Genomic DNA, 22,188 nt, shown 5'->3' with positions numbered 1-22,188 from the left:
GGCAGATGCGTCCGTCACCGGAAGTTCGTGCGGGCCGCACGGTTCGACCGTGACATCTCGCAGGGGTGGACCGTGCGCGGGGCGGTCCTAGGATCGGTGCGTGCTGAGCGAGGCGGGGACTCCCCGGGCGGACCGCCGGTTGCGCCGGGCCCGCCAGGCGACGCTGCTGTCGCTCGTCACCGGCGTCTGGGCGAGTGTTCTGCTGCCCGCGGTCGGCCTGGCCCGCGAGCCCGATGCGGGCCGGGCGGTGCTCGGCGCGGTCGGCGTTCTCGCCTTCGTGATCGCCCAGACCGCCGTGCTGTACGCGGCCGTGACGCCGTGGCTCGACAGGCGCTGGCGCCGCCGTGCCCACCTGGGTCTGGCCGGGGCGGCGGTGCTGACCGTTCCGCTGGTGGGGCCGGTGGCGGCCGGCGCCTGGCCGACCTGGGCCTGGCTCGGGGCGGCGCTGATCGGCATGGCGCCGCTGCTCGTCCGGCCACCGGCCGCGCTCGCGGTGGCGGCAGCCGTCCTGCTGGTGTCGGTGGCCGTCGCCGGGTGGACCGGTGGTTCCGTCGCCCGCCACCTGGCGGTGACCGGCGGGATCGGGGTGGCCGTCGCGGCCGTCAACGGCTTGCAGGTCTGGTTCTGGGACCTCCTGGTGGACGCCCGGCAGGGCCAGGCGGCGCAGGCCCGGCTGGCCGCCGCCGAGGAACGGCTGCGCTTCGCCCGCGACGTGCACGACGTGCTGGGCCACCGCCTCACCGTGATCGCCCTGAAGGCCGAACTCGCCGCCCGGCTCGCCCCGGTCGACCCACAACGGGCCGGCCGGGAGGCCGCCGAGGTGCAGCGACTCGCCGCGTCGGCGCTGACCGAGGTACGCGAGACCGTGCACGGCTACCGCGCCGTCGACCTCGACGAACAGCTCACCGCGATCGTGGGGGTGCTGCGGTCCTGCGGCGTACGGTGCACGGTCGGGCCGCCGCCGGCGGACCTGCCGCAGTCCGCCGCCACCGAACTGGCGGCGGTGCTGCGCGAGGCCGGCACGAACGTGCTGCGGCACAGCCGGGCCGACTGGTGCCGGATCCACATCGACCGGGAGGACGACGTGGCCAGGATGACTGTGGTCAACGACGGCGCCGACGACCGGGGCCCGGACGCGCACAGCCACGGCCTGCGCGGCCTGGCCGACCGGCTCGCCGCCGCCGGCGGCGATCTGCGGGTACGCCGGGAGGACGCCGTGTTCACGCTCGAGGCCACCGTGCCGGTGGTGACGTGATCCGCGTCCTGCTCGCCGACGACGAGGACCTGATCCGGGTCGCCGTCGGCGCGCTGCTCGGTCTGGAGCCGGACATCGAGGTGGTGGCACACGCCGCCGACGGGCCGACGGCGGTCACGGCGACGCTCGCGCACCGCCCGGACGTGGCCGTCGTGGACCTGGAGATGCCCGGCCTGGACGGCATCGCGGTCGCCGCCGAACTGGCCCGAGCGCGGCCCGAGTGTGCGGTGGTGGTCCTCACCGGGCACGGCCGGCCGGGTCACCTGCGCCAGGCGCTGACCGCCGGCGCCCGAGGCTTCCTGCCCAAGGGCTCGCCCGGTGGCGCGCTCGCCGACGTGATCCGCCGGGTGCATGCCGGCGGCCGGTACGTCGACCCGTCCCTGGCCGCCGACGCGTTGACGCTGCCGGCCTGCCCGCTGACACCCCGCGAACTGGAGACGCTGCGGCTGGCCGAGTTCGGCGCACCGGTCGCCGTGATCGCCCGCCGGGTGCACCTGTCCACCGGCACCGTGCGCAACCATCTCTCCGCCGCCGTGCAGAAGCTCGGCGCGACCGACCGTGCCGAGGCGGTACGGACCGCCCGGGACAATGGCTGGCTCTGACCTGTCGTCACCCCTTTGCTCTGCTTCACCCCACGCAACACCGGGCCTTCGAAAGGCTCGGCTACCGGCAACGCGCCCAGGCGACGAACCGATCGTCGAGGTCTGGCGTGGACATGCCGGAATGATGCTCGGCGGCCTCGTCCCTCAGGGCTGTCAGGTGGACCAGCAGGGCCGCTCGGTTCTCGCGGTACTCGCCGAGGAGACTCAGCTTCGCCGCCGAGCAGGGCCAGGCGATCCCGCACGACTGGCACCGCCAGGTGGGACGGGTCGGCAGGTGGGGGAGACCGCGCCGCCTCACCCGGACGCTCCCGTCCGAGCCGGGCGGCGCTCGGGCCCCACGGACAGCCACCGCAGCCCGTCGCGGAGGACGAACACCTCCCGCTTCGCCACGGCCCGGCCGCCGCGACCCAGCTCGTACCCCTCGACCCACGTCCACCCGTGATAGGTGTGGCGGTCGGTCAACTCGCGTACGACCCGCAGGGTGAGCGGGCGGACGAACTGCGGACTGGCGGCACGGGTCAGGTACAGAACGTCTCCGACCCTGATCGTGCGGGCATTCGCCGCGACATCCTCTGACACGTCGCGCTCCTTCCGAGGTGGAGGGAGCCGCCCCTGAGCGTCATCCCCAGGGACGGCTCCGTTGCGAACGCGTCCGCCGGGTCTCGGGTCCCTGCCGGCCGCGCCGTTCCACCAACACCCTGCCGACTGTTGCGGCCCAACTACACTGCGTTGCACTATGGCGGTAGGACGTTCGGGATATCCTGGGAGGACAGCGGATGAACCACGCCGTCGTGGAGGCCATGACCCAGTGCGGTGAGACGGCCGACTCCCTCGCCGCTCAAACGGGCGTCGACCCGAAGACCGCCGCCCGCTGGGCAAACCCTGGACGGATCCCGCAGACCCGACACCGCGCCCAGGTCGCGGCGATCCTCGGCCGAGAGGTAACCGAGCTGTGGCCGGACATCCTGAAGCGCCGCGAACCGGTGTGGTTGCGCGCCTGGATCGACTGGGAACGGGAGGCGGTGGCGCTCCGCTGGTTTGAGCTGGCCTGGGTTCCTGGCCTTCTGCAGACCGAGGCTTATGCGCGGGCGACGCTGGCGGGGGAACCGCTATCCACGGAGGAGGTGGACCACTTCGTGAAGGCCCGCATCGGGCGTCAGGCCATCCTCCACCGTGATCAACCGCCCCTGCTGATCGCGGTCATGGATGAAGCCGTTCTGTGGCGATCGGCAGGCGGCGACCGGGGCTTCATGCGCGACCAGTGCACTCACCTCGTTCAGTGCGCGCAACTTCCTTCGGTGCAGATCTACGTCGTGCCGACGTCTGCGGGGATGTATTCGGGTCTCGGCGGACCGTTCATCGTTGCCGAGTTGGACGGCGGTGCACGCGTTGCCCATGTGGACAGCCAGGCGCAGGCGCAAATAATCGACCAGTCTCCAGAGATTGCTACCCTTGACCGACGGTGGGAACGCATCCGCGGAGAAGCTCTCTCGCGCGGGCAGTCCCTAGATCTGCTCAGGGAAGCGGCTGCATCATGGACCTGACCGGTGCGCAGTGGCGCAAGAGCACCAAGAGCGGCAACAACGGCGGCTCATGCGTGGAGGTCGCCGACAACCTGCCGGGGGTCGTTCTCGTTCGGGATACGAAGGACCGTGACGGTGGGACGTTGACCTTCGCGCCGGAGGCGTGGCGGGGCTTCGTGACCTTCGCGCGGGCCCAGCGCTGACCGATGGGACAAGTCAGGCCCTCGTGTCCGAATTGGCTGCAATGATGGCTTGATGCCCAGGAAGGTCGCGGCGGGCCCGGTCAACCCGGTCCGGGCAAGCGTCGTCGAACTGTTCTTCGACCTCGTCTTCATCTTCACCCTCGGCCGTCTGTCGACGGCTGATCTTCGAGGCATGGGTGTTTGGCCAGCTGACCAAGTACTGCCTCACGGCCGTGGTGGGCTGCCTGATCCTGAGCCCGGTGGCGGCACAACTCCCGCCACTGGCGGTGGGTCTGCTGGGCGCGGCGACCATCACCGCCGTCGCCGCGTTCGACCTGACGATCCGAGCGCGGGTCATGGGCGCGGTCAACCCGACGGCCGCCGGCGGGGCCAGTCACCTGTACGGCCGGGGCCGGTGACGCGTTCGGGCTAGCGTGTCTGCGTGCGTACGGTGGAATTGGTCTGCTCGCCCGGGTTGGACGCCGCGATCCGGACGGTCTGGGTGCGGTTGGCGGCCGCAGGGTTGCCCAGCCTGGCCCGCAACATCCATCCGACGAACCGGCCGCATCTGACCATGGCGGCCGTGGACGAGTTCCCGCCCGGTGTCGAGCACCGCCTGGCCGAGTTGTTCGACGCCGCGCTGCCGGTGCCGGTGACGCTCGACCGGGTCGTCGTCCTCGACGGCAGCGCCCCGCTGGTCTGGCTCGTACGGCCCACGCCGGCGTTGACCGCGCTGCACGCCGCCGTCTGGGACGTCCTCGACCAGGCCGACGGGCACCGTCCCTGGCACGCCCCGGGAGCGTGGGTGCCGCACCTCAGCCTGGCGCTGCGGTTCCGCGACGCGGACCTGCGGATGGCCCGCGCCGTGACCGGTGGGCAGCGCCCGACGGGCGCGTTCGTCGCCGCCCGCAGCTACGACGGTACGGACCGGACGGTGACCCCGCTCCCATGACGTCACCGGCGCTGTTGAAGGGCTCCCTGCGCGATCGGTGGCAGCTGAGCAGTCCGACACGCCGAGGGTCGCACTGCTGAACTGCCACCGATCGCCGCGGCTGTCCCGCGTGCGGCCGACCAGGCCGTTGCGTCAGCGGTAGAAGCGCAGGTAGTCGAATTGAGCGGTGACGGCCGGCTCGGCGCCGCCGTGCGCGACCAGCCCGATCCGGGGGGTGGTGTCTGCGGGGAACGTCCACACCGCGCCCCACGTCCAGGTACGCCCGTCTGAGCTGGAGCCGGCCCGGAACTCGTGCTCCCCGGTGGCCCGGTCGACGTGGTGTGCGAGGCGTAGCCAGGTGGTGGTGGCCGGTGTGCCGACGATGCTGCCGCCGTACACCGGCTGGCCGGCGAAGGGCAGCTCGTAGCCGTACTCGACCTGCCGGGTGTTCCAGATCGCCACCTGGGTCAGCCGGGCGAACCGGTCGTCGTCGACGTAGGCGACCAGCCCGGCCTGCTGGTAGTTGCGGACCGTCTCCTCGCCCAGGTCCAGCGTCACCTTCGTCTCGGCGACGTAGTCACCCCGCGGAGCGTCGCGCAGCAGCACGCCGGCCGTGTTGCCGGTGCCGGTCAGGTCGGCGGCCTGCACGGGCCAGCGCAGCGCCCCGTCGGCGACGGTGGCCGCCGGGTCCGCGCGTACCCACTGCCAGTCGTCGTCGAGCCCGCCGCCGAACTCGTCGGAGTACGCCGGCAGCGGCGCACCGACCCGGGGCTCGGGCACGGCCCGCCTGGCCGGCTGGTACAGCCGCGCCACGCTGACGTTGTCGAACTCGGCCGTGCCGCCGGTGGCCGTCAGCCCGGGTCGGCCGGCGACCGGGCGGTCCAGCCGCAGGGACACCACGGCGAGCTGGTCACCGAGGCGGGCGGGGCTCAGCTCGGCGACGAGCTGCTGTCCGCGTACCTCGATGGCCAGGTTGTGTCGACCGCCCAGGTCGAGCCCGGCGGGCAGCGGCGCGCTGGCCTGGCGGCGGCCGTCGCGGGCGACCAGCCGGCCGGCGGCGGCGTCCACCCGGACCTCGACCCGATCGCCGAGGGTGACCCCGGCGCTGGTCGCGCCGGTGAGCCGCAGGTCGGCCTCCGCGCGCACGTCCCCGCCGACTGTGGTACGGCTGGTGAGCGCGCCGCTGCCGCTGAGCCGGCCGTCGATGACCCGCCACTGGCCGGCGCGCTGCCAGCCGGCGAGGCTCGCGGTGTCGAAGCGTTCGTCGACGCGGCCGGTGGTGACCGGTGCGGGTCGGGTGCCCTCGGACGGGCCCGCGCCGGCGTTGACCGTCGGCCAGCCGTCGATCCAGTCCAGCCGGTCGAGCAGCATGGGTCGCTCGTTGATGCCGAAGGGCTCGTCGAGGTACGGGTCGGCCCGGTCGATGGCGTGGTAGACGATCCAGTCCTGGCCGGACAGGTCGGTGAGGAACCCGTTGTGCCCGGTGCCGATCCAGCGGTTGCCGTTCTGGGTGAGCACCGGCGTGCCACCGGCCCGGGACGCGGTCAGGGCGACGCCGTCGCGGTCGGTGAACGGGCCGCGCGGGCTGCGTGCGCGTCCGACCTGGACGGAGTAGCCGGTGGCCGGGCCGGCGCAGCAGTTCGCGGTGGAGGCGAACAGGTAGTACCAGCCGTCGTGGCGCAGCACGTAGCTGCCCTCGAACTTGTTGTCGATCGCCACCAGCGTCGGTGCGCCGACCGCGCGCAGGCCGTCCGGGCTGAGTTCGGTGACCGAGATGCCGCCGTAGTAGCTGCCGTAGTAGAGGTAGCTGCGGCCGTCGACGTCGGTGAACTGGCTCGGGTCGATGGTCCACAGCCAGCCGCCACCGCCGCCGGGGCGCGGGGCGACGACGGGCTGGTCGGCGAACGTCCACGGCCCGGCGGGGGTGGGGGCGGTGGCCGCCCCGATCGCGTAGTCGCTGCCCTCGGTGGAGACGGTGGTGTCGGTGACCGTCACGTACATGACCCAGCGGTCGCCGAGGCGGCGGACGTCCGGCGCCCAGTACGCCGCGCCGGGCGCCGCGTAGGGCGGGCGCTGGTCGGGGCCGAACGCGTCACCGACGTACGTCCAGTCGACCAGGTCGGCCGAGCGGGCGGTGGGCACCCGGTGGAAGACGCCCTCGCCCTCGCGCAGCGGGTCGGTGGTGCCGTAGGCGTACCAGAAGCCGTCGTCGCCGCGGACGATCACGGGGTCGGCGAAGGTGTCGCCGACGTCGGCGGAGATCGGATTGCGGTAGCGGGACGGGCCGTCGGATCCGGCGGCCGACGTGGACGGGGACACGGCCAGGAGCAGACCGAGCACGGCGGCGAGCGCGCCGCCGCGGCGGAGATGTCGCATGTGGACCTGCCTCGGGGGAGTGGGCGGTGTGCCCTCCGTTCTTACAACGTTGGATACAACGTTGTAAAGAGTCTGCGGTGGCGTCTCCCTAGACTGGGTCGATGAGTACTGGCACCGACGGCCGGGGAATGGCCGAGCTGGCCGCCCTGTTGGCCGACGGCACCCGAGCGGGCATCTGCGTGGCGCTGCTCGACGGCCGGGCCTGGACCGCCGGCGAGCTGGCCCGACGTGCCGGCGTCGCCCCGTCGACAGCCAGCGACCACCTCACCCGCCTGGTCCGGGGTGGGCTGCTCGTCGAGGAACGGCAGGGCCGGCACCGCTACCTGCGCCTGGCCGGGCCGTCGGTGGCCCAGCTGATCGAGGACCTTGCCGGGCACGCGCCGACCCCGCCCGCGCCGACCACGTCCCTGCGCGCGGCGCGTGCCACCGCCGCCCTGGCGTACGCCCGGACCTGCTACGACCACCTCGCCGGGCGGCTGGGCGTGCTGATGTACGACGCACTGCTGGCCGCCGGCCGGCTGGACCGGTCCAGTGGGTTGGCGCTGACGCGTGACGGGTGGGCCTGGGTGAGCGAGTTGGGCGTACCGGTGGACGTGCTGCGCGCCGCCCGCCGACCGGTGGTCCGCGACTGCCTGGACTGGACGGAGCGTCGGCCGCACCTCGCCGGAGCGCTCGGCGCGGCACTCTGCCGCCAGTTCTCCGATCTGGGCTGGATCACCCAGGGCGCCGGCCGGGCGGTACGCCTCACCCCGATCGGCCGCGCAGCCCTGGCCGAGAGCCTGGGCGTGCCCGTCAGCACCCTCGTTCCCGGCACGCCCCCGGCGCCGTCCAGCGGCCGAGCCTGACCCGCCGGCCGCCGCGCTCCGGCGCGGCACGACATCCCGGATCACGCACGATTCTGTTCGGTGTGATGCGGTGCGGGACGGTTCGGTGGGGAGCGAACGGTTCGGGCTCTACGGTCGGGCGGTGATCGACATCTGGCCTGACATCGCGCCCGTTGCGGGAACGCCGGCGTGCGGCCCGCCCGCCTTTGAGCCGGGCAGCGGGTGGTGGGTGACCCGGCACGCCGACGTCCGGGCGGCGCTGACCGACCCGGCGTTCCGGGTGCCAGCCGTCGACAGCGGTCCGCCCGGCACGCTCGCCTGGCTGCGCGCCTCGGTGAGCAGGTTCAGCCCGCCTCAGCGGCACGCCGAGCGCCGCGCGATCGGGGTGACCGCGCTGGCCGAGCTGAACCCGGACGAGCTGCGGCACGAGGCGGCCCGGCTGACCGTCGCCCTCCTCGACCGGGCGGGTGACCACCTTGACGTGATGCGTGAACTGGCCCGGCCGGTGCCGCTGCGGGTGCTGGCCGACCAGCTCGGTCTCGTCGATCCGGCAGCCGCCGGGACGGCGGTCGCGGTCGTCGCCGCGGCGTACCACCCGGGGGTTGATCCGGCGCTGGCCGAGCGGGCCGACCGAGCGGTGGCGGCGCTGCTGGCGCTCTGCCCGCCGGCCCCGCTGGAGGTACGGGCGAACCTCATCGGTCTGCTGGTCCAGGCGTGCGACGCGACCGCCGGCCTGATCGGCGCCGCCGCCCACCACCTGCTGAGCCCGGCCGTCCCGATCACGGCGGGGACCGCCGACCTGCTGACCGAGGTGCTGCGCCTCGACCCCCCGGTCCGGGCCACCCGACGGGTCACCGTCGACGCGGTACGACTGGGCGGACGCGACCTGCCGGCCGGCAGCGCGGTGCTGCTGCGCTTCGACGCGGCCAACCGTGACCCGCGGGCGTTCGCCGAGCCGGAGACGTTCCGACCCGGCCGGCCGGGCGCCGGTCTGCTCACCTTCGGCGCGGGGGAGCGCGGCTGCCCCGGTGACCGGCATGCCCTCGCGCTGGCCGGCGGGGTGCTCGACGTGCTGCGGGAACGCTGTCGGCGCACCCCGACTCCGCTGCGCCACGAGCCGCACCCGACCCTGCGCGTCCCGACCACCGTGGAGGTGAGCGTCCGATGATCGAGCGCCGTGCCGCGTTCCATGCCCTGCACCACACCGGCCGTCCCCTGCTGTTGCCCAACGCCTGGGACCACGCCTCGGCGGCGGCGCTCGCCGCGCGTGGCCATCCGGCGGTCGGCACCACCAGCCTCGGGGTCGCCGCGACCGCGGGCCTTCCCGACGGCGTGGCGGCCACCGCCGAGGAGACCCTGGCCCTGGCTCGCCGGCTGGCCCGGTTGCCGGTGCTGCTCAGCGTCGACGTGGAGGCCGGGTTCAGCGACGACCCGGCCCAGGTCGCCGGGTACGTGGCGGAGTTGGCCGGCCTCGGTGTGGTCGGGATCAACCTGGAGGACGGGCGCTCCGACGGCACGCTTGCCGATCCCGAGTGCGTCGCGGAGAGGATCGCGGCGGTGAAGGCGGCGGTGCCGGACCTGTTCGTGAACGCGCGCACCGACCCGTGGTGGCTGAACGTGGCCGACCCGCTGCCGCAGGCCCTCGCCCGCGCTCGCGCCTACCGGGCGGCCGGCGCGGACGGCATCTTCGTGCCGGGCGTCGTCGACGAGGCGACGCTGCGCCTGCTCACCGAGCGGCTCGACGCGCCGGTCAACGCGCTGTACCAGCCGGGCGGGCCCGGGCTGACCGAGCTTGGTCGGGCCGGTGTGGCCCGGGTCAGCACCGGCTCCCTGCTGTTTCGGGCCGCGCTGGGTGCCGTGGTCACCGCCGCCGACGCCGTCCGCGCTGGAGGGCTCACCGCACCGCCGGGACTGCCGTCGTACGCCGAGGTGCAGGACCTGGTGCCGGGCGACTGACGGGCCCCGCCGGCCTGCGATGGTGGTCGCGTCCGTTCAGGGGTAAATCGGAGGATTGTTCGGTCTCTGCCGGTCCCGATGATTACGGTGTATTTCAGGGTGATTTACCCAGCGCCGTGGCCGGAGAAAGGGACCCCGTCATGCGAGTGCCCAGCCGTAGTCCGGGGCAGCAGCCCGGACCGCCCGCGTCGCCCGCCGCCCCCGCCCGCCGCCGGCCACCCAGCGCCGCCGCCCGCCGGCTGCCCGCCGCCGCGCCCGACCTCGCCGCCTACCGGGCGGCGGTGGCCGACCTGCTGGTCGAGGTGGGCGCCCTGGCCGACGCCACCAGCACCCGGGCCCGCCAGGTGCTCATCGACGAGCGGCTGCGCGAGCCGGCCCTGGCGGCCGTGCTCGACGCCACCCCGCAGGGTCTGCTCGGCGCGCGTGAGACGTTGCTGCTGGAGATGGCCCGCTACCAGCCGAACGAACGCACCTCGGCGCGGGACCTCACCGCGCTGGTCCGGATCTACCTGCTCTCCCGCATCGACGTGCTGTGGTGGCAGGACGCCCCGATCTTCGTCACCGACGACCAGGTCAACGGCAGCGCCGACCTTGTCGACCTGGAGTGGCTGCGCCGCCGGGACCTGCTGCGCTTCCGGTACCAGGAGCAGCCCACCACCGTCCTGGGCCGCGCCGCGCGCGGACTGCGTCGGCGACTGCTACCCGACGCGAGCCCGCGCACCGCCGGGCTGCTGTTCCGTCGGGCCCGCCGGGAGGTGGTGGCCCTGCTCAACGAACTCGGCCGGGAGTTCGCCGCCGCCACGCCGCCGGCCACCCCGCCGCTGTGGGTGACCAGCCTCGTGCGCAGCACCGAGCACCAGTACCGGCTGCGTCGCCTGGGCTACGCCGCCATGCTGCCCAGCGGGCACTGCCTCGGCTACTCGGCCGACGTCGAGCTGGCCTGGTTCGAGCGGTTCGGCGCACGCGACACCCTCGCGGAGCTGCTGTTGGCCCGCCAGGACGCCGGCGAGCTGAACGTGATCGACGAGGGACAGGCCTGGCACCTGTGTCTCGCACCCTCCGCCCGGCGTCGTCTGCGCCGGGCGTACGAGGCCGAGATGGGGGTCTGAGCCCGTGTGTGGCATCGCGTTGAGCCTCGGCCCCGAGGCCGACCCCGCGACCTTCCGGCGGATGCTCGCCGTCCTCGCCCCGCGCGGCGAGGTCACCGAGACCCGCTTGGAACGCGGGCTGCTCGCCGGCACCCGCCGACTGCGCGTCGTCGACCGTGACCGGGCCGTGCAGCCCTGGACGTCGACCGACGAGCGCTGGCTGCTCTGCTTCAACGGCGAGATCTTCAACCACCGGGAGTTGCGCGCGCAGCTCACCCGGCTCGGGCAGGTGTTCCGCACCGACAGCGACACCGAGGTGCTGCTGGCCGCGTTCCAACAGTGGGGCGAATCCGCGGTGACGCGGCTGCGCGGCGAGTACGCCTTCGCGGTCGTCGAACGCGCCAGCGGTCGGGCGTACCTGGCCCGCGACCCGCTCGGGGTGAAACCGCTGTACTGGTCCCGGCGACCCGGCTGCCTGCACCTCGCCTCCGAGGTGAAGGCGCTCGTCGGGCACCACGCCCCGGTCGCCGAGGTGCCGCCCGGACACCACGGCTGGGCCGAGCCGGACGGGCCCGTGCGGCTGCGCCCGTACGTCGACCTGCTCACCATCGGCGCGGGTCTGCCGGTCATCGACGACCCGGACGAGGCCACCCTGCTCGTCCGGGCTGCCCTGACCGACGCCATCCGGATGCGGGTGGAGACCGATCTGACCGTCGGGGTGGTGCTCTCCGGCGGGCTGGACAGCTCGTTGACGCTGCGGCAGGTGCGGGACATCCACCCGGACTGCGTGGCGGTGACGGTCGGCGTGCCGGACAGCCCCGACGTGGCGTACGCCCGGCGGCTCGCCGCCGACCTCGACGTGCCGCACGTGGTGGTCGAGCTGCGCCCACGCGACATCCGGCTGGCCGACGTCCGCGAGGCCATCCGGATCTCCGAGCTGACCGAGTACGGCGACATCATCAACGCCGTCGTCTCGGTGCCGATCTTCCGGCGGCTGCGCGACCTCGGCGTGAAGGTGGTGCTCACCGGCGACGGCTCCGACGAGCTGTTCGGCGGGTACCCGATGTACCACCAGGTCGACCCGATCGCGTCGCGTCGGCTGTTCCTGCACCGCATCCGTAACCTGTGCCGTACCGAGTTGCAGCGGGTCGACCGGACCGCCATGGGGCACGCGGTGGAGGCACGGGTGCCGTTCCTCGACCTCAGCGTGGTGGAGTTGGCGATGCGTCTGCCCCTGGACCTGAAGGTGCGCGACGGCCAGGAGAAGTGGATCGTGCGGCGGGCGTTCGCCGACGTGCTGCCCGACTACGTCCTGCGGCGGCCGAAGAACCCCATGTCGTACTCCTCCGGGCTGCACGAGCGGGTCCGGCTCTACAAGCCGCTGTTCGCGCGGATGCACCGGTCGTTCGGCTACGACCTGCTGGAACCGGTCCGCCGTGACTTCGACAGCGTGCTCAGCCGCTGCGGCAACGACCTGGACCGGGCCATCGCCGACGGGATGAACCGGCCCGACTACACCGTCCTGGAGCACGCCCGCGACCTGGTCGGGGCGGCGAGGTGGAACGCCGCGCCGATGGTCCGCCGACTGGTCGGGCCCCGCCCGCCCCGCCGCTCACCCGTCGGCTGAGCACCCCACCCGACGCTTGACTCTGACACCGTGTCAGGGACGAGCGTGAGGGGACCATGTTCACCATCGGAGACTTCGCCCGACTGGGCCGCGTGTCGGTGCGGATGCTGCGCCACTACGACAGCATCGGCCTGCTCCGCCCGGCCAGCGTCGACGCGCACACCGGCTACCGCTTCTACCGGGCGGACCAGCTGCGTCGGCTCAACCGGGTGCTCGCCCTCAAGGACCTGGGTCTCACGCTGGAGCAGGTGCGGGCGATCCTGGACGACGCCGTCGACGTGGCCGAGCTGCGAGGCATGCTGCGGTTGCGTCGCGGTCAGCTGACGGCGCAACTGGCCGCCGACACCGCCCGGCTCGCGGCCGTCGAGGCGAGGCTCCGGATGATCGAATCGGAGGGTCGGATGACCGCCCAGGATGTCGTCCTCAAGGACATCGCGCCGGTTCGCCTCGCGGAGCTGACCGCCGTCGCGCCCAGCTATGAGAGCCAGGACATCGGTCCGGTGATCCAGCCGCTCTACCCGGAGCTGTTCCGCCGGCTGGCCGAGGCCGGGATCACGCCGACCGACCCGGCCATCGCCTGGTACGAACCCGCCGGCGACGACGACGGCGACGCGGTCGTCGTGCACGCCGGGGTGACCGTCGGCGCCGGCGTGTCGGCAGGTCCTGACCTGGCGGTACGTGATCTGCCCGCGGTGGGCACGGCCGCGACGATCGTCCATCACGGCGCCATGGACGACGTCGAGCAGAGCGTCGAGGTGCTTGCCCGGTGGATCGAGGAGAACGGCTACCGCACCGACGGATTCGCCCGTGAGGTGTACCTGGACTATTGCCAGGACTCCCCGGAGCAGGGCGTCACCGAGCTTCAGCTCGCCGTCTACCGCGCCTGACGGTCGCGCTGCCGTCCCGACGGCGGCGCGTCGGCGGCCGGAGCCCGGACCGTCCCCAGCGCCAGGTCCGATCGCCGCCAGCACCCGCGCCGCCGCCGGGCCAGGCTGGACGCATGACCACCACCACCACCTTCCGCGTCCAGGCCCTGCCGGCCGCGGCGCTCGACCTCGTCCGTCGGACCGGCCGCGACGCCGCCGGCCATCTCGTCGAAGGTCGCCTGGCCGGCGGCGGGGAGCCGCTGCGCTGTTGCCTGCGCGACGCCGAGGCGGGGGAGGCGCTGCTGCTCTTCGGCTACGCCCCGCCGATCGCCGCCGTCGCATACCGGGAGATCGGGCCGATCTTCGCGCACGCCGCCGCCTGCTCCGGTCCGGATCACGGCGGCGGCCATCCGTCGGCCTGGCGGGCACGTCCCCAGGTCCTGCGGGCGTACGACCGGCAGGGACGGATCTGCGGCGGCCGGCTGCATGACGGCACGGACCCGGAGGCGGTGATCGCGGAGCTGTTCGCCGACCCGCAGGTGCACCAGCTGCACAGCCGCAACGTGGTCTACGGCTGCTTCATGTTCGTGGTGGAGCGGGCCGCCGGGTGACGGTCCTCAGCTGACCAGCAGCAGCGCGCCGACCGCCGCGAGCGTGCCCACGACGGCGAGCAGGGTGCTGGTCAGCACGAACCGCTTCACCGGCACCGCCACACCGGCCGCCCGACACCGTTCGAACCACAGCAGGGTGGCCAGCGACGCCCACGGCGCGGCCAGCGGGCCGACGTTCGTGCCGATCAGCAGGGCCAGCAGGCGGGTGTGGTCGGCGCCGGGCAGCACCGACTCACCGGCCAGGTACGCCGGCAGGTTGTTCACCGCGTTGGCCAGCAGCGCCCCGGTGCCGCCGGCACGCAGCGCGCCGGCCGCTCCACCGTCGGCCCCGACCAGGCCGGCCACCAGGTCGTCCAGCCCGTGCCGGCCGAGGGTCTGCACCACCAGGAACAGGCCGACGACGAAGAGCAGCAGCCGTACGGGCACCAGCCCGGGGCGCAGCGTCGCCGGGGAGCGGACCACGAAGCCCACCAGCACCAGCGCGAGCGCGACGCTGGAGGCGAGCCCGATCTCCACCCCGGCGAGGATGCCGGCGACGAAGAGCAGGCAACCGGCGAGCGCGGTGCGGTGCAGCACCGGGTCGGGCGGCACGTGCCGCTCCGGCGGGACGAAGCGTCCGCCGGTCGGCCGTTCGCGCCGCCACCAGCCGTACCAGAGCAGCACCATCGTGACCGCCACGGCGGCGAGCTGCGGCAGCGCCATCCGCTCGGCGTACGCCAGTGGTGCGAGGCCGACCCGGTCGGCGGCCAGCAGGTTCGTCAGGTTGGACACCGGCAGCAGCAGGCTGGCGGTGTTCGCCAGCCAGACCGTGGTGACCGCGAGCGGCGCGGCCGGGACCCGCAGGGTGCGCGCCAGCGCCAGCAGCACCGGGGTGAGCAGCACGGCTGTGGTGTCGAGGTTGAGCACGAGCGTGGTCACCGTGGCGAGGCCACCGCAGAGCAGGAACAGCGCCGCCCAGCGGCCGCGGGCGGCGATGGCCAGCCGGCTGGCCAGCACGTCGAAGACGCCGGCCACGGCGGTCAGCTCGGCCAGCACGATCACGGTGCCGAGGAAGAGCAGCAGCGGCAGGATGCGGTGCAGGGTCGCCGTGGTCTCGGCGCGGGGCAGCAGCCCGCTCAGCGCGCAGGCCGCACCGGCCACCGCGAGGACGACCGCCACCAGGTCGAGCGGGTGGGGGCGCCAGCGCGCGGTCGGCTCGGGCGGGGCGGGCGGCGCGCCGGCGGCAGACTTCACAGCTGACCACGTTGGCACATCACCCGCCGGCCCGGCCGGCCGCCCCCGCCCAGGTGACGGGCCCCACCGGGCTGCCCCCGATCGGGGCGCCGGCCTGCCGGGCAGGGGCCTGATCCACGCGGCTGACGTGGCCGGGCCCGGCCCCTCGACGAGAGGCCGGGCCCGGGTCGCGCGGTCGGTGCTACCAGCTCAGGTAACCGGGCTGGGTCTGCACGTTCAGCTCCTGGAACCGGGTCAGGTTGGCCGTCCAGGTCCGCCAGTCGTTCAGCTCCAGGACGTCCAGGCCCTTCTGGATGTCGTTGGAGTAGATGTTGCCGTTGTAGTAGTACGTCGACCAGGCGCCGCCCGTGATGGCCTGGGTGGCGGACAGCGGGCCCCGCTCCCAGTACGCGATCTCCTTGGGGTGGCGCGAGTCGGTGAAGTCCCAGACGGAGATGCCGCCCTGGTACCACGCCTGCACCATGATGTCCCGCCCGAGCACCGGGATCAGCGAGCCGTTGTGCGCCACGCAGTTCTCGGTCTCGGCGTTCGTCCGGGGGATCTTGTAGTAGCTGCGGAACGCCAGCGTCCGAGCGTCACCGCGGCCGGTGATGTCGTAGATGGCGTCCGCCCCCCGGTTGGGGCCGACGGTCTCGTTGCAGGTGGCCGCCCCGCCGCCGCCCAGCTCGTCGGTGAAGACGACCTTGGTGCCGGCGTTGTTGAAGGTGGCCGAGTGCCAGAAGGCGAAGTTGACCGTGTCGCGGACCTGGGTGATCACCCGGGGCGCTTCGCGGTTCTTGATGTCGAGCAGGATGCCGTCACCCATGCAGGCGCCGGCGGCGATGTCCTTCGACGGGTACGCGGTGATGTCGTGGCAGCCGGTGGTCGCCGAGCCGGTCTCGCTGCCCGGGAAACCGCCGTCCGGGAAGAGGTTCGGCGTCGAGATGACGGCCGCCTGGGTCGGCTTCTTCACCGGCACCTTGATGATGGAGATGGAGTCGTGCGGCGGCTGGCAGTCGGGGAACTCGGCCCGCGGGCTGTACGACGAGACGTACAGGTAGACGTTCTTGCGGTCCTTGCCCGGCACCAGCGTGTGGGTGTGCGACCCGCAGGCGGTCTCCACGGACTTGATGTAGCGCGGGTTGGCCTTGTCGCTGATGTCGAAGACCTTGATGCCCTCCCACGACTCCTTCACGGAGGCGGGCTGGGCGACGCTCGCGCACGAGTCGTCGCTGCGCGACGAGTCGGTGGAGACGAAGAGCAGGTCACCGTAGACGGAGATGTCGTTCTGCGAGCCCGGGCAGGACACCTGAGCGGTGATCTTGGGGGCGCTGGGCCGGGAGATGTCGTAGACGACGAACCCGTTGTAGTTGCCGGCGAAGGCGTACCTGCCCTGGAACGCCATGTCGCTGTTGAGCGCGGCCGTCGTGTCGAACGGCGCCTGCTTGGGGATGTTGGCGATCTGCCGCAGGTTGGGGCTGCTGCGGATCTCGTCGACGCCCGGGATGTCGGCGGCGGCGGCCTGTGGTGCCGCGGCCGGTGCTGCCTCCTGGGCGCTGCTCGGCGTCGCCACGGCGACGCTGGTCAGCAGCAGGCCCGTTGCGGCCAGGCTGACGATGCGGAGTTGTCGGAGCCGTGCGGTGGCCAACTTGATCATCGGCGGCGCCCTTCGAAAGGGGGGATGACGTTGTCGGTACCTTACCGAGACACGGAGATCATCGATGTGATCTGGGTCACATCTAACTCGACTCGTCAATGGATAGGATCGCTGCGACCTCGACCTGAGGGGGGTGTGGCATGACCGTCCGACGTGCTCGGTTACTGGCCGTCGTCATATCGGCGGCCATCATTGTGGTGCTGACGGTGCTGGCTGTCCGCGCCGCCGGCGACCCCGGCCGTCCGACCGCCGAACGCGGTTCGGCGTCACCGTCACCGACGACCAGCCCGACCGGTCCGCCACCCCCGCCGGTGCTCGTGCCCGGCCGCCCGGGGGAGCCGGCCGTCGCCCGGTCCGCCCAGGAGCTGCGCGACGACAGCCCACCCCGCTACAACGGCCTGGACACCGTCTTCGTCCAGATGATGATCCCGCACCACGAGCAGGCGCTGGAGATGAGCACGCTGGCCCAGGAGCGGGCTGCCGATCCTCGGATCCGCGCCTACGCCGACCGGATCCGCGCCGGCCAGGGCCCGGAGATCAAGGTCCTGCGCGGCTGGCTCGCCACCCGCGGGCTGCCCGAGACGGCGCCCGGTCACGACCACGCCGGCATGCGGGGAATGCAGTCACCCGAGGCGATGAGGCAGCTGACCGCCGCCCGGGGCGTCGAGTTCGACAGGCTCTTCATCGCGATGATGACCGACCACCACCAGGGCGCCGTCACCATGGCCACCGACCTGCTGTCGGTCGGCGTCGATGCGACACTCAACGAGCTGGCCACCTCACTCGCCACCGAGCAGGCCATCGAGATCACCCGCCTGCGCGAGCTGACCCCGCCCTGACCGGCTGCCGGCCGGCCGCCACCAGCCACGACACGTACGCTGGGTGACCGTGAGACGCACGCTGTTCGGCCGCCCCCTGCGCGGCGTCGCCTTCGACGTGGCCGTCTCCGCCGTGGTGGCGTTCGTCGGCCTCGCCTCGGCGGTGGCCCAGCCCGGCGGTTGGGCCGCCACCGGCGTCGGCGTGGGCATGGCGGTGGCGCTGCTGTTCCGCCGCACCCACCCGGGCGCGGTGACCGTCGTCGTGGCGGCGCTCGCCCTGGTCCAGGTGATCGCCCGGTGGGGTCCGCTCGCCTTCGACGTCGCCGTCCTCATCGCGCTCTACAGCGTCGTGAAGTACGGCAGGCGCCTGCGCGACGGGGTGCTGGCCGGCGCGGTCGCCGCCGTGGGCGTGCTGCTCGCCGCCGCGCAGACCCCCGGCGTCATCGACTGGTGGGTGACCGCGCTGTGGTACGCGCTGGTCACCGGCGCGGTCTGGCTCGTCGCGCTGAACGTGCGGACCCGCCGCCTCTACGTGCTCAGCCTCGAGGAACGGGCCGCCACCCTGGAACGCGAGCGGGAGGCCGAGTCCCGGGTGGCGGTCGCCGAGGAGCGCACCCGGATCGCCCGCGAGTTGCACGACGTGGTGGCGCACAGCATGGCGGTGATGATCGTCCAGGCGGACGGGGCCCGGTTCATGCTCGACCGTGACCCCGAGCAGGCCCGCACGGCCGTGAAGGTGGTCGCCGACACCGGCCGTTCGGCGCTGGAGGAGATGCGCCGGCTGGTCGGGGTCCTGCGCGACGCGGGCCCGTCCGGAGCGGGCGGGTCGGTGGTGGCCGCCGACCCGGAGCACCGCCGGCTGGCCCTGGCCGAGCTGCCCGACCTGCTGGCCCGCTTCCGCGACGCCGGGCTGCGCATCCGCGACGGTGCCACCGGTCAGCCGCCGGCCCTGCCTCCGGGTCTGGAACTGACCGTCTACCGCGTGGTGCAGGAGGCGCTGACCAACGCACTCAAACACGCCGGCGTCGGGGCCGCCGTCGACGTCACCCTGACGTACACCGCCGAGGCCGTCGTGGTCCGGGTCGTCGACGACGGCCGGGGCCGCCCGGTGGTCAGCCCGGCGCCGTCCGGCGGTCACGGTCTGCTCGGCATGCGCGAGCGGGTGGCGGTGTACGACGGCAGCCTCACCGCCGGCGCCCAGCCGACCGGGGGTTGGCAGGTCCAGGTCCGGCTACCGCTACCGTCGGAACCCTCAGCGGAGGTGATCGCGGCATGACGGTCCGGGTGGTGATCGTGGACGACCAGGCGCTGGTGCGCGCCGGGTTCCGGATGGTGCTGAGCTCCCAGCCTGACCTGGAGGTGGTCGGGGAGGCCATCGACGGCGCGGACGCCCTGCGGGTGCTGGCCCGCACCGAGGCCGACGTGGTGGTGATGGACATCCGGATGCCCACCATGGACGGGGTGGAGGCGACCCGCCGGCTCTGCGCCGACCGGCCGTCGGGCCCGCCCCGGGTGCTGGTGCTGACCACCTTCGACACCGAGGCGGACGCGTTCGCCGCGCTACAGGCCGGCGCCAGCGGCTTCCTGCTCAAGAACGTCCCGCCGGAGGAGCTGCTGGACGCGATCCGGGTGGTGGCGCGGGGCGACTCGGTGGTCGCCCCGTCGATCACGCGGCGGCTGCTGGACCGCTTCGCCGGTCAGCTCGGCGCCGGCCCGACCGCCGACCCCCGGCTGGCCCAGCTCACCGAGCGGGAGCGGGAGGTGCTGCTGCTGGTCGCGCAGGGCCTGTCCAACGCCGAGATCGCCGCCAAGGCGCACGTGGCCGAGGCCACGGTGAAGACCCACGTCGGGCGGATCCTGGCGAAGCTGCACCTGCGCGACCGGGTCCAGGCGGTCGTGCTGGCGTACGAGAGCGGCCTGGTCACGCCCGGCCGGTGACCCGCCGTACGACCCGGGTCGTACGGCCGGCGGGCCGGGCGCTACCTCGGGCGTACGCGGGTCGAGCGCGCAGGTGGAGATCGATCGGATCGGACCGGCCATAGCGTCGGAGGGGTCCGATCCGCGCCTGCACCGGGAGCCCGCACATGATCCGATTGACCCTGCGCTCGCTGCGCGTCGAGGCGCTGCGCATGCTGCTCTCCGCGCTGGCCGTCGTGCTCGGCGTCGCGTTCATCGCCGGCACGCTGATCTTCGTCGACGGGATGCGCGCCGGCGCGTACGAGCGGGCCGGGACCTTCGACCGGCACACCGACCTCGGCGTCTACCCGAGCGGCGACAAGGCGCTGCCGGCGAGCCTGGTCGACAGGGTCCGCGCCGTCGACGGCGTGGCCGCCGCGGCCGGGGAGCTGACCGGGGCCGGAGGGCTTCTCGGCGCCGACGGCCGGCCGGTGCTCGGCTACGCCGTGCTCGCCGCCATCCCCACCGAGGCCGCCCTGCGCTCGTACGACGTGGTGTCCGGCCGCCTGCCCGACCGCGCGGGCGAGGTGGTGCTCGACGCGCCCACCGTGGCCGAGGAGGGCTTCACCCTCGGCGCCCCGGTCCAGATCGGCGGCACCGGCGGGGCGGCCCGCCCGTACACCCTGGTCGGTACGGTCGACGTGGCGGGCAGCGTGCGTGACGTCGGCGGGCCGTTCATCGGCCTGGTCGGCCCGGACGCGCTCGCGGTCAGCGGTGCGCGCGGCTATGGCCGGATCATGGTGGCGGCACGGCCGGGAACGTCCGAGACGGTGCTGGCCGACCGGCTGCGCGCGGTCGTCGGGGGTGCCGACGCCAGCGTGAAGGGCCGTCAGCAGATCCTCGACGAGGCCGTCGACGACGCGGTTCGGGACCTGAACCAGTTCATGATGCTGCTGCTCATCTTCGTCGGGGTCGCGGTGGTGGTGGCCGGCTTCGTGATCGCCAACACCTTCGCGATCGTGCTGGCGCAGCGCACCCGGCGGACCGCGCTGCTGCGCCTGGTGGGCGCGACCCGGGGGCAGGTCTTCCGGGCCGCCCTGCTGGAGTCGGCGCTGGTCGGGTTCGTCGCGTCCGTGCTCGGGGTGCTGCTCGGGGTGGCTCTCGCCGCCGGTATGCGGCTGCTGATGACCCGGCTGGACGTGCCGATCTCCGGTGGGCTGACCGTCGCCGGCTCGACCGTGCTGACCAGTCTGCTGCTCGGCACCGCGCTCACCGTGGCGTCCGCCCTGCTGCCCGCCTGGCGGGGGACCACTGTCGCCCCGGTGGCCGCGCTCACCGACGCCGCGGTGCAGCCCAGTCGGGGCGCCGGTCGGCTGCGCCTGATCTTCGGCGCGGTGGTGCTCGGTGCCGGCGTGGCGGCCCTCGCCGGCGCTGCCAGCGCCGGTCAGGTGCTGCTCGTGGCCGTCGGCGGCGTGTTGGCGTTCTTCGGGATCGTCCTGTTCGGGCCGGTGCTCGTCCCGGCGCTGGTCCGGGTGATCGGCTGGCCGGCCCGGCGGCTGTTCGGGATGACCGTGGGCCTCGCGGTGGCCAACGCCGTGCGCAATCCGCGCCGGATCGCCGCCACGGCGACCGCCCTGGTGATCGGGATCGGACTGGTGTCGGCGTTCGTGGTCGGCGCGCGCAGCACCAAGGACGGCATCGAACGCAGCGTCGACGCCGAGATCGGGACGGACTTCGTGGTCAGCGGCATCGGCCAGAACCTGCCCGCCGCGCTCGCCGGTGAGCTGGCCGCGCGCCCCGAGCTGGGCGTGGTGCACGAGCAGCGCAGCACCGTCACCGGCGACATCGAGGTCCGCGCCGCCCACCCGGCGCTGGTGGGGCGGACGCTGACCGGGGTGCTGGCCGGCGATGTCGGGCGGCTCGGGCCGGGGCAGGTCCTGGTGCACCGGGAGTTGGCGCAGGCGCGCGGCTGGCAGGTCGGCTCCGCCGTCACCATCGCGGGGCGGCCGTTCCGGGTGGCAGCGGTGGTCGCCGACGACGCGCCGGCCATGGTCGCCAGCGCGGCGCCCGAGGGGCATGTCATCGAGGTGGACGACGCGGACTTCGCCGCGCTCTTTCCCCGCGAGCGGGGCTTCCTGGCCGAGATCGACCCCGCCAGCGGCGTGAGCGCCGAAGAGGCCCGCGACGCGATCGAGGCGGTGCTGGCCCGCTATCCGACGGTGAACCTGATGGACCAGGGCGCGTACAAGAAGATGCTCACCGGCACGGTGGACATGCTGTTGGCCTTCGTCACCGCGCTGCTCGGCCTGGCCGTGGTGATCGCGCTGGTCGGCGTGGCGAACACGCTGAGCCTGTCGGTGGTCGAGCGCACCCGGGAGAACGCGGTGCTGCGGGCGGTCGGGCTGACCCGGGCCCGGATGCGGGCCATGCTCGCGGCGGAGGCGGTCCTGATGGCGCTGGTCGGCGCGGTGCTCGGCATCGGGCTGGGCACCGGTGTCAGCGCCGCCGCGATGGCGCTGCTGGCCCGTCTCGGCGGTGACTTCCACGTGGTGCTGCCGCTCGGTCAGCTCGGCCTGATCCTCGGCGTGGCAGTGCTGGCCGCCCTGCTGGCGTCGGTGCTGCCGGCCCGTCGGGCGCTGTCGCGGCCCGTCGTCGAGGCGCTCGCCGACCAGTGATCTCGGCCGTCTCCGTCTCGCGGCCTTCGGGCGGGGACATCCGCCGGCCGGTCCCGCCGTCTTCCCCGGCGGCGGGACCGGCCAGCGGT

Annotated in this window: 21 protein-coding genes; 17 read left to right on the top strand and 4 right to left on the bottom strand. The window is 73.7% G+C overall.

What is annotated here, in order from left to right; translation table 11 throughout:
- Positions 1-100: 100 nt before the first annotated feature.
- A complete protein-coding gene (locus ACFYPH_RS29415; protein ID WP_387186306.1) occupies positions 101-1,255 on the top strand; it encodes a sensor histidine kinase in 1,155 nt (384 codons plus the stop codon).
- Positions 1,252-1,857, top strand: a complete 606-nt coding sequence (locus ACFYPH_RS29410) for a response regulator transcription factor (RefSeq protein WP_354858967.1) — start codon at positions 1,252-1,254, stop codon at positions 1,855-1,857. The genes ACFYPH_RS29415 and ACFYPH_RS29410 overlap by 4 nt, the downstream gene beginning before the upstream one ends.
- Before the next feature lie 294 nt (positions 1,858-2,151).
- Here the strand turns inward: ACFYPH_RS29410 and ACFYPH_RS29405 are convergent, their stop codons facing one another.
- The gene (locus tag ACFYPH_RS29405) at positions 2,152-2,436 is read right to left on the bottom strand and encodes a hypothetical protein (RefSeq protein ID WP_387186304.1); all 285 of its coding nucleotides are present in this window, start codon (positions 2,434-2,436) and stop codon (positions 2,152-2,154) included.
- A 197-nt stretch (positions 2,437-2,633) separates the two neighbouring features.
- On the opposite strand from ACFYPH_RS29405, the gene ACFYPH_RS29400 reads away from it, so the two are divergent.
- From ACFYPH_RS29400 to ACFYPH_RS29385, 4 genes are all read left to right on the top strand, one after another.
- Positions 2,634-3,401, top strand: coding sequence for a DUF5753 domain-containing protein (locus tag ACFYPH_RS29400; RefSeq protein ID WP_387186302.1), 768 nt, complete (start codon positions 2,634-2,636; stop codon positions 3,399-3,401).
- Entirely contained in the window at positions 3,392-3,583 is a 192-nt protein-coding gene (locus ACFYPH_RS29395) for a DUF397 domain-containing protein (protein ID WP_387186300.1), read from the top strand. The genes ACFYPH_RS29400 and ACFYPH_RS29395 overlap by 10 nt, the downstream gene beginning before the upstream one ends.
- Positions 3,584-3,759: 176 nt before the next feature.
- Positions 3,760-3,981, top strand: a complete 222-nt coding sequence (locus ACFYPH_RS29390; RefSeq protein ID WP_387186298.1) for a hypothetical protein — start codon at positions 3,760-3,762, stop codon at positions 3,979-3,981.
- Positions 3,982-4,004: 23 nt separating this feature from the next.
- Complete coding sequence (locus tag ACFYPH_RS29385) at positions 4,005-4,514, top strand: 2'-5' RNA ligase family protein (RefSeq protein WP_355137198.1); 510 nt, start codon at positions 4,005-4,007, stop codon at positions 4,512-4,514.
- Between the two features lie 132 nt (positions 4,515-4,646).
- Here ACFYPH_RS29385 and ACFYPH_RS29380 read toward each other — a convergent pair whose 3' ends face one another.
- Positions 4,647-6,869: a family 43 glycosylhydrolase gene (locus tag ACFYPH_RS29380; protein ID WP_387186296.1), complete on the bottom strand. Its 2,223-nt coding sequence runs from the start codon at positions 6,867-6,869 to the stop codon at positions 4,647-4,649.
- A gap of 101 nt (positions 6,870-6,970) precedes the next feature.
- On the opposite strand from ACFYPH_RS29380, the gene ACFYPH_RS29375 reads away from it, so the two are divergent.
- The 7 genes from ACFYPH_RS29375 to ACFYPH_RS29345 all read left to right on the top strand — a co-directional run bounded on the left by ACFYPH_RS29375 (position 6,971) and on the right by ACFYPH_RS29345 (position 13,841).
- A complete protein-coding gene (locus ACFYPH_RS29375; RefSeq protein WP_354858952.1) occupies positions 6,971-7,714 on the top strand; it encodes a winged helix-turn-helix domain-containing protein in 744 nt (247 codons plus the stop codon).
- 121 nt (positions 7,715-7,835) lie between these two features.
- A complete protein-coding gene (locus tag ACFYPH_RS29370) occupies positions 7,836-8,861 on the top strand; it encodes a cytochrome P450 (RefSeq protein ID WP_387186294.1) in 1,026 nt (341 codons plus the stop codon).
- Positions 8,858-9,649 (top strand): isocitrate lyase/phosphoenolpyruvate mutase family protein, encoded by a 792-nt coding sequence (locus tag ACFYPH_RS29365; RefSeq protein WP_387186292.1) that lies wholly within the window; start codon positions 8,858-8,860, stop codon positions 9,647-9,649. Before ACFYPH_RS29370 ends, ACFYPH_RS29365 begins: the two co-directional genes overlap by 4 nt.
- Before the next feature lie 140 nt (positions 9,650-9,789).
- Positions 9,790-10,758, top strand: coding sequence for a hypothetical protein (locus tag ACFYPH_RS29360; protein ID WP_354858945.1), 969 nt, complete (start codon positions 9,790-9,792; stop codon positions 10,756-10,758).
- Positions 10,759-10,762: 4 nt separating this feature from the next.
- Positions 10,763-12,364, top strand: coding sequence for an asparagine synthase-related protein (locus ACFYPH_RS29355; protein ID WP_355137186.1), 1,602 nt, complete (start codon positions 10,763-10,765; stop codon positions 12,362-12,364).
- Positions 12,365-12,420: 56 nt separating this feature from the next.
- On the top strand, positions 12,421-13,251 hold the full coding sequence (locus tag ACFYPH_RS29350; protein ID WP_354858941.1) for a MerR family transcriptional regulator: 831 nt from the start codon (positions 12,421-12,423) through the stop codon (positions 13,249-13,251).
- A gap of 113 nt (positions 13,252-13,364) precedes the next feature.
- Positions 13,365-13,841, top strand: a complete 477-nt coding sequence (locus tag ACFYPH_RS29345; RefSeq protein WP_387186289.1) for a DUF1203 domain-containing protein — start codon at positions 13,365-13,367, stop codon at positions 13,839-13,841.
- Positions 13,842-13,847: 6 nt separating this feature from the next.
- Here ACFYPH_RS29345 and ACFYPH_RS29340 read toward each other — a convergent pair whose 3' ends face one another.
- Positions 13,848-15,074 carry an SLC13 family permease gene (locus ACFYPH_RS29340; RefSeq protein WP_387186287.1) on the bottom strand — a complete coding sequence of 409 codons (1,227 nt, stop codon included), beginning with the start codon at positions 15,072-15,074 and terminating at the stop codon, positions 13,848-13,850.
- 181 nt (positions 15,075-15,255) lie between these two features.
- On the bottom strand, positions 15,256-16,710 hold the full coding sequence (locus ACFYPH_RS29335; protein ID WP_387186285.1) for an LVIVD repeat-containing protein: 1,455 nt from the start codon (positions 16,708-16,710) through the stop codon (positions 15,256-15,258).
- 140 nt (positions 16,711-16,850) lie between these two features.
- Here ACFYPH_RS29335 and ACFYPH_RS29330 point away from each other — a divergent pair, with 140 nt between their 5' ends.
- The 4 genes from ACFYPH_RS29330 to ACFYPH_RS29315 all read left to right on the top strand — a co-directional run bounded on the left by ACFYPH_RS29330 (position 16,851) and on the right by ACFYPH_RS29315 (position 22,099).
- Entirely contained in the window at positions 16,851-17,549 is a 699-nt protein-coding gene (locus ACFYPH_RS29330) for a DUF305 domain-containing protein (RefSeq protein WP_355068388.1), read from the top strand.
- Positions 17,550-17,592: 43 nt separating this feature from the next.
- A complete protein-coding gene (locus ACFYPH_RS29325) occupies positions 17,593-18,804 on the top strand; it encodes a histidine kinase (RefSeq protein WP_363941531.1) in 1,212 nt (403 codons plus the stop codon).
- Entirely contained in the window at positions 18,801-19,466 is a 666-nt protein-coding gene (locus ACFYPH_RS29320; protein ID WP_354858927.1) for a response regulator transcription factor, read from the top strand. The genes ACFYPH_RS29325 and ACFYPH_RS29320 overlap by 4 nt, the downstream gene beginning before the upstream one ends.
- A 146-nt stretch (positions 19,467-19,612) precedes the next feature.
- A complete protein-coding gene (locus ACFYPH_RS29315; protein WP_387186282.1) occupies positions 19,613-22,099 on the top strand; it encodes an ABC transporter permease in 2,487 nt (828 codons plus the stop codon).
- The last annotated feature ends 89 nt before the right edge of the window (positions 22,100-22,188 follow it).

The organism is Micromonospora sp. NPDC005252, from assembly GCF_042872475.1.
GTDB lineage: Bacteria > Actinomycetota > Actinomycetes > Mycobacteriales > Micromonosporaceae > Micromonospora.
The sequence above is the reverse complement of the archived record's forward strand: the minus strand, read 5'-3'. Positions and strand labels throughout refer to the sequence as shown.

Excerpts from the sequence above, each read along its gene's own strand:
- ACFYPH_RS29345 (WP_387186289.1), top strand. The coding sequence starts at position 13,365 with ATGACCACCACCACCACCTTCCGCGTCCAGGCCCTGCCGGCCGCGGCG.
- ACFYPH_RS29365 (WP_387186292.1), top strand. The coding sequence starts at position 8,858 with ATGATCGAGCGCCGTGCCGCGTTCCATGCCCTGCACCACACCGGCCGT.
- ACFYPH_RS29360 (WP_354858945.1), top strand. The coding sequence starts at position 9,790 with ATGCGAGTGCCCAGCCGTAGTCCGGGGCAGCAGCCCGGACCGCCCGCG.
- ACFYPH_RS29320 (WP_354858927.1), top strand. The coding sequence starts at position 18,801 with ATGACGGTCCGGGTGGTGATCGTGGACGACCAGGCGCTGGTGCGCGCC.
- ACFYPH_RS29350 (WP_354858941.1), top strand. The coding sequence starts at position 12,421 with ATGTTCACCATCGGAGACTTCGCCCGACTGGGCCGCGTGTCGGTGCGG.
- ACFYPH_RS29335 (WP_387186285.1), bottom strand. The coding sequence starts at position 16,710 with ATGATCAAGTTGGCCACCGCACGGCTCCGACAACTCCGCATCGTCAGC.
- ACFYPH_RS29395 (WP_387186300.1), top strand. The coding sequence starts at position 3,392 with ATGGACCTGACCGGTGCGCAGTGGCGCAAGAGCACCAAGAGCGGCAAC.
- ACFYPH_RS29315 (WP_387186282.1), top strand. The coding sequence starts at position 19,613 with ATGATCCGATTGACCCTGCGCTCGCTGCGCGTCGAGGCGCTGCGCATG.
- ACFYPH_RS29380 (WP_387186296.1), bottom strand. The coding sequence starts at position 6,869 with ATGCGACATCTCCGCCGCGGCGGCGCGCTCGCCGCCGTGCTCGGTCTG.
- ACFYPH_RS29375 (WP_354858952.1), top strand. The coding sequence starts at position 6,971 with ATGAGTACTGGCACCGACGGCCGGGGAATGGCCGAGCTGGCCGCCCTG.
- ACFYPH_RS29330 (WP_355068388.1), top strand. The coding sequence starts at position 16,851 with ATGACCGTCCGACGTGCTCGGTTACTGGCCGTCGTCATATCGGCGGCC.
- ACFYPH_RS29400 (WP_387186302.1), top strand. The coding sequence starts at position 2,634 with ATGAACCACGCCGTCGTGGAGGCCATGACCCAGTGCGGTGAGACGGCC.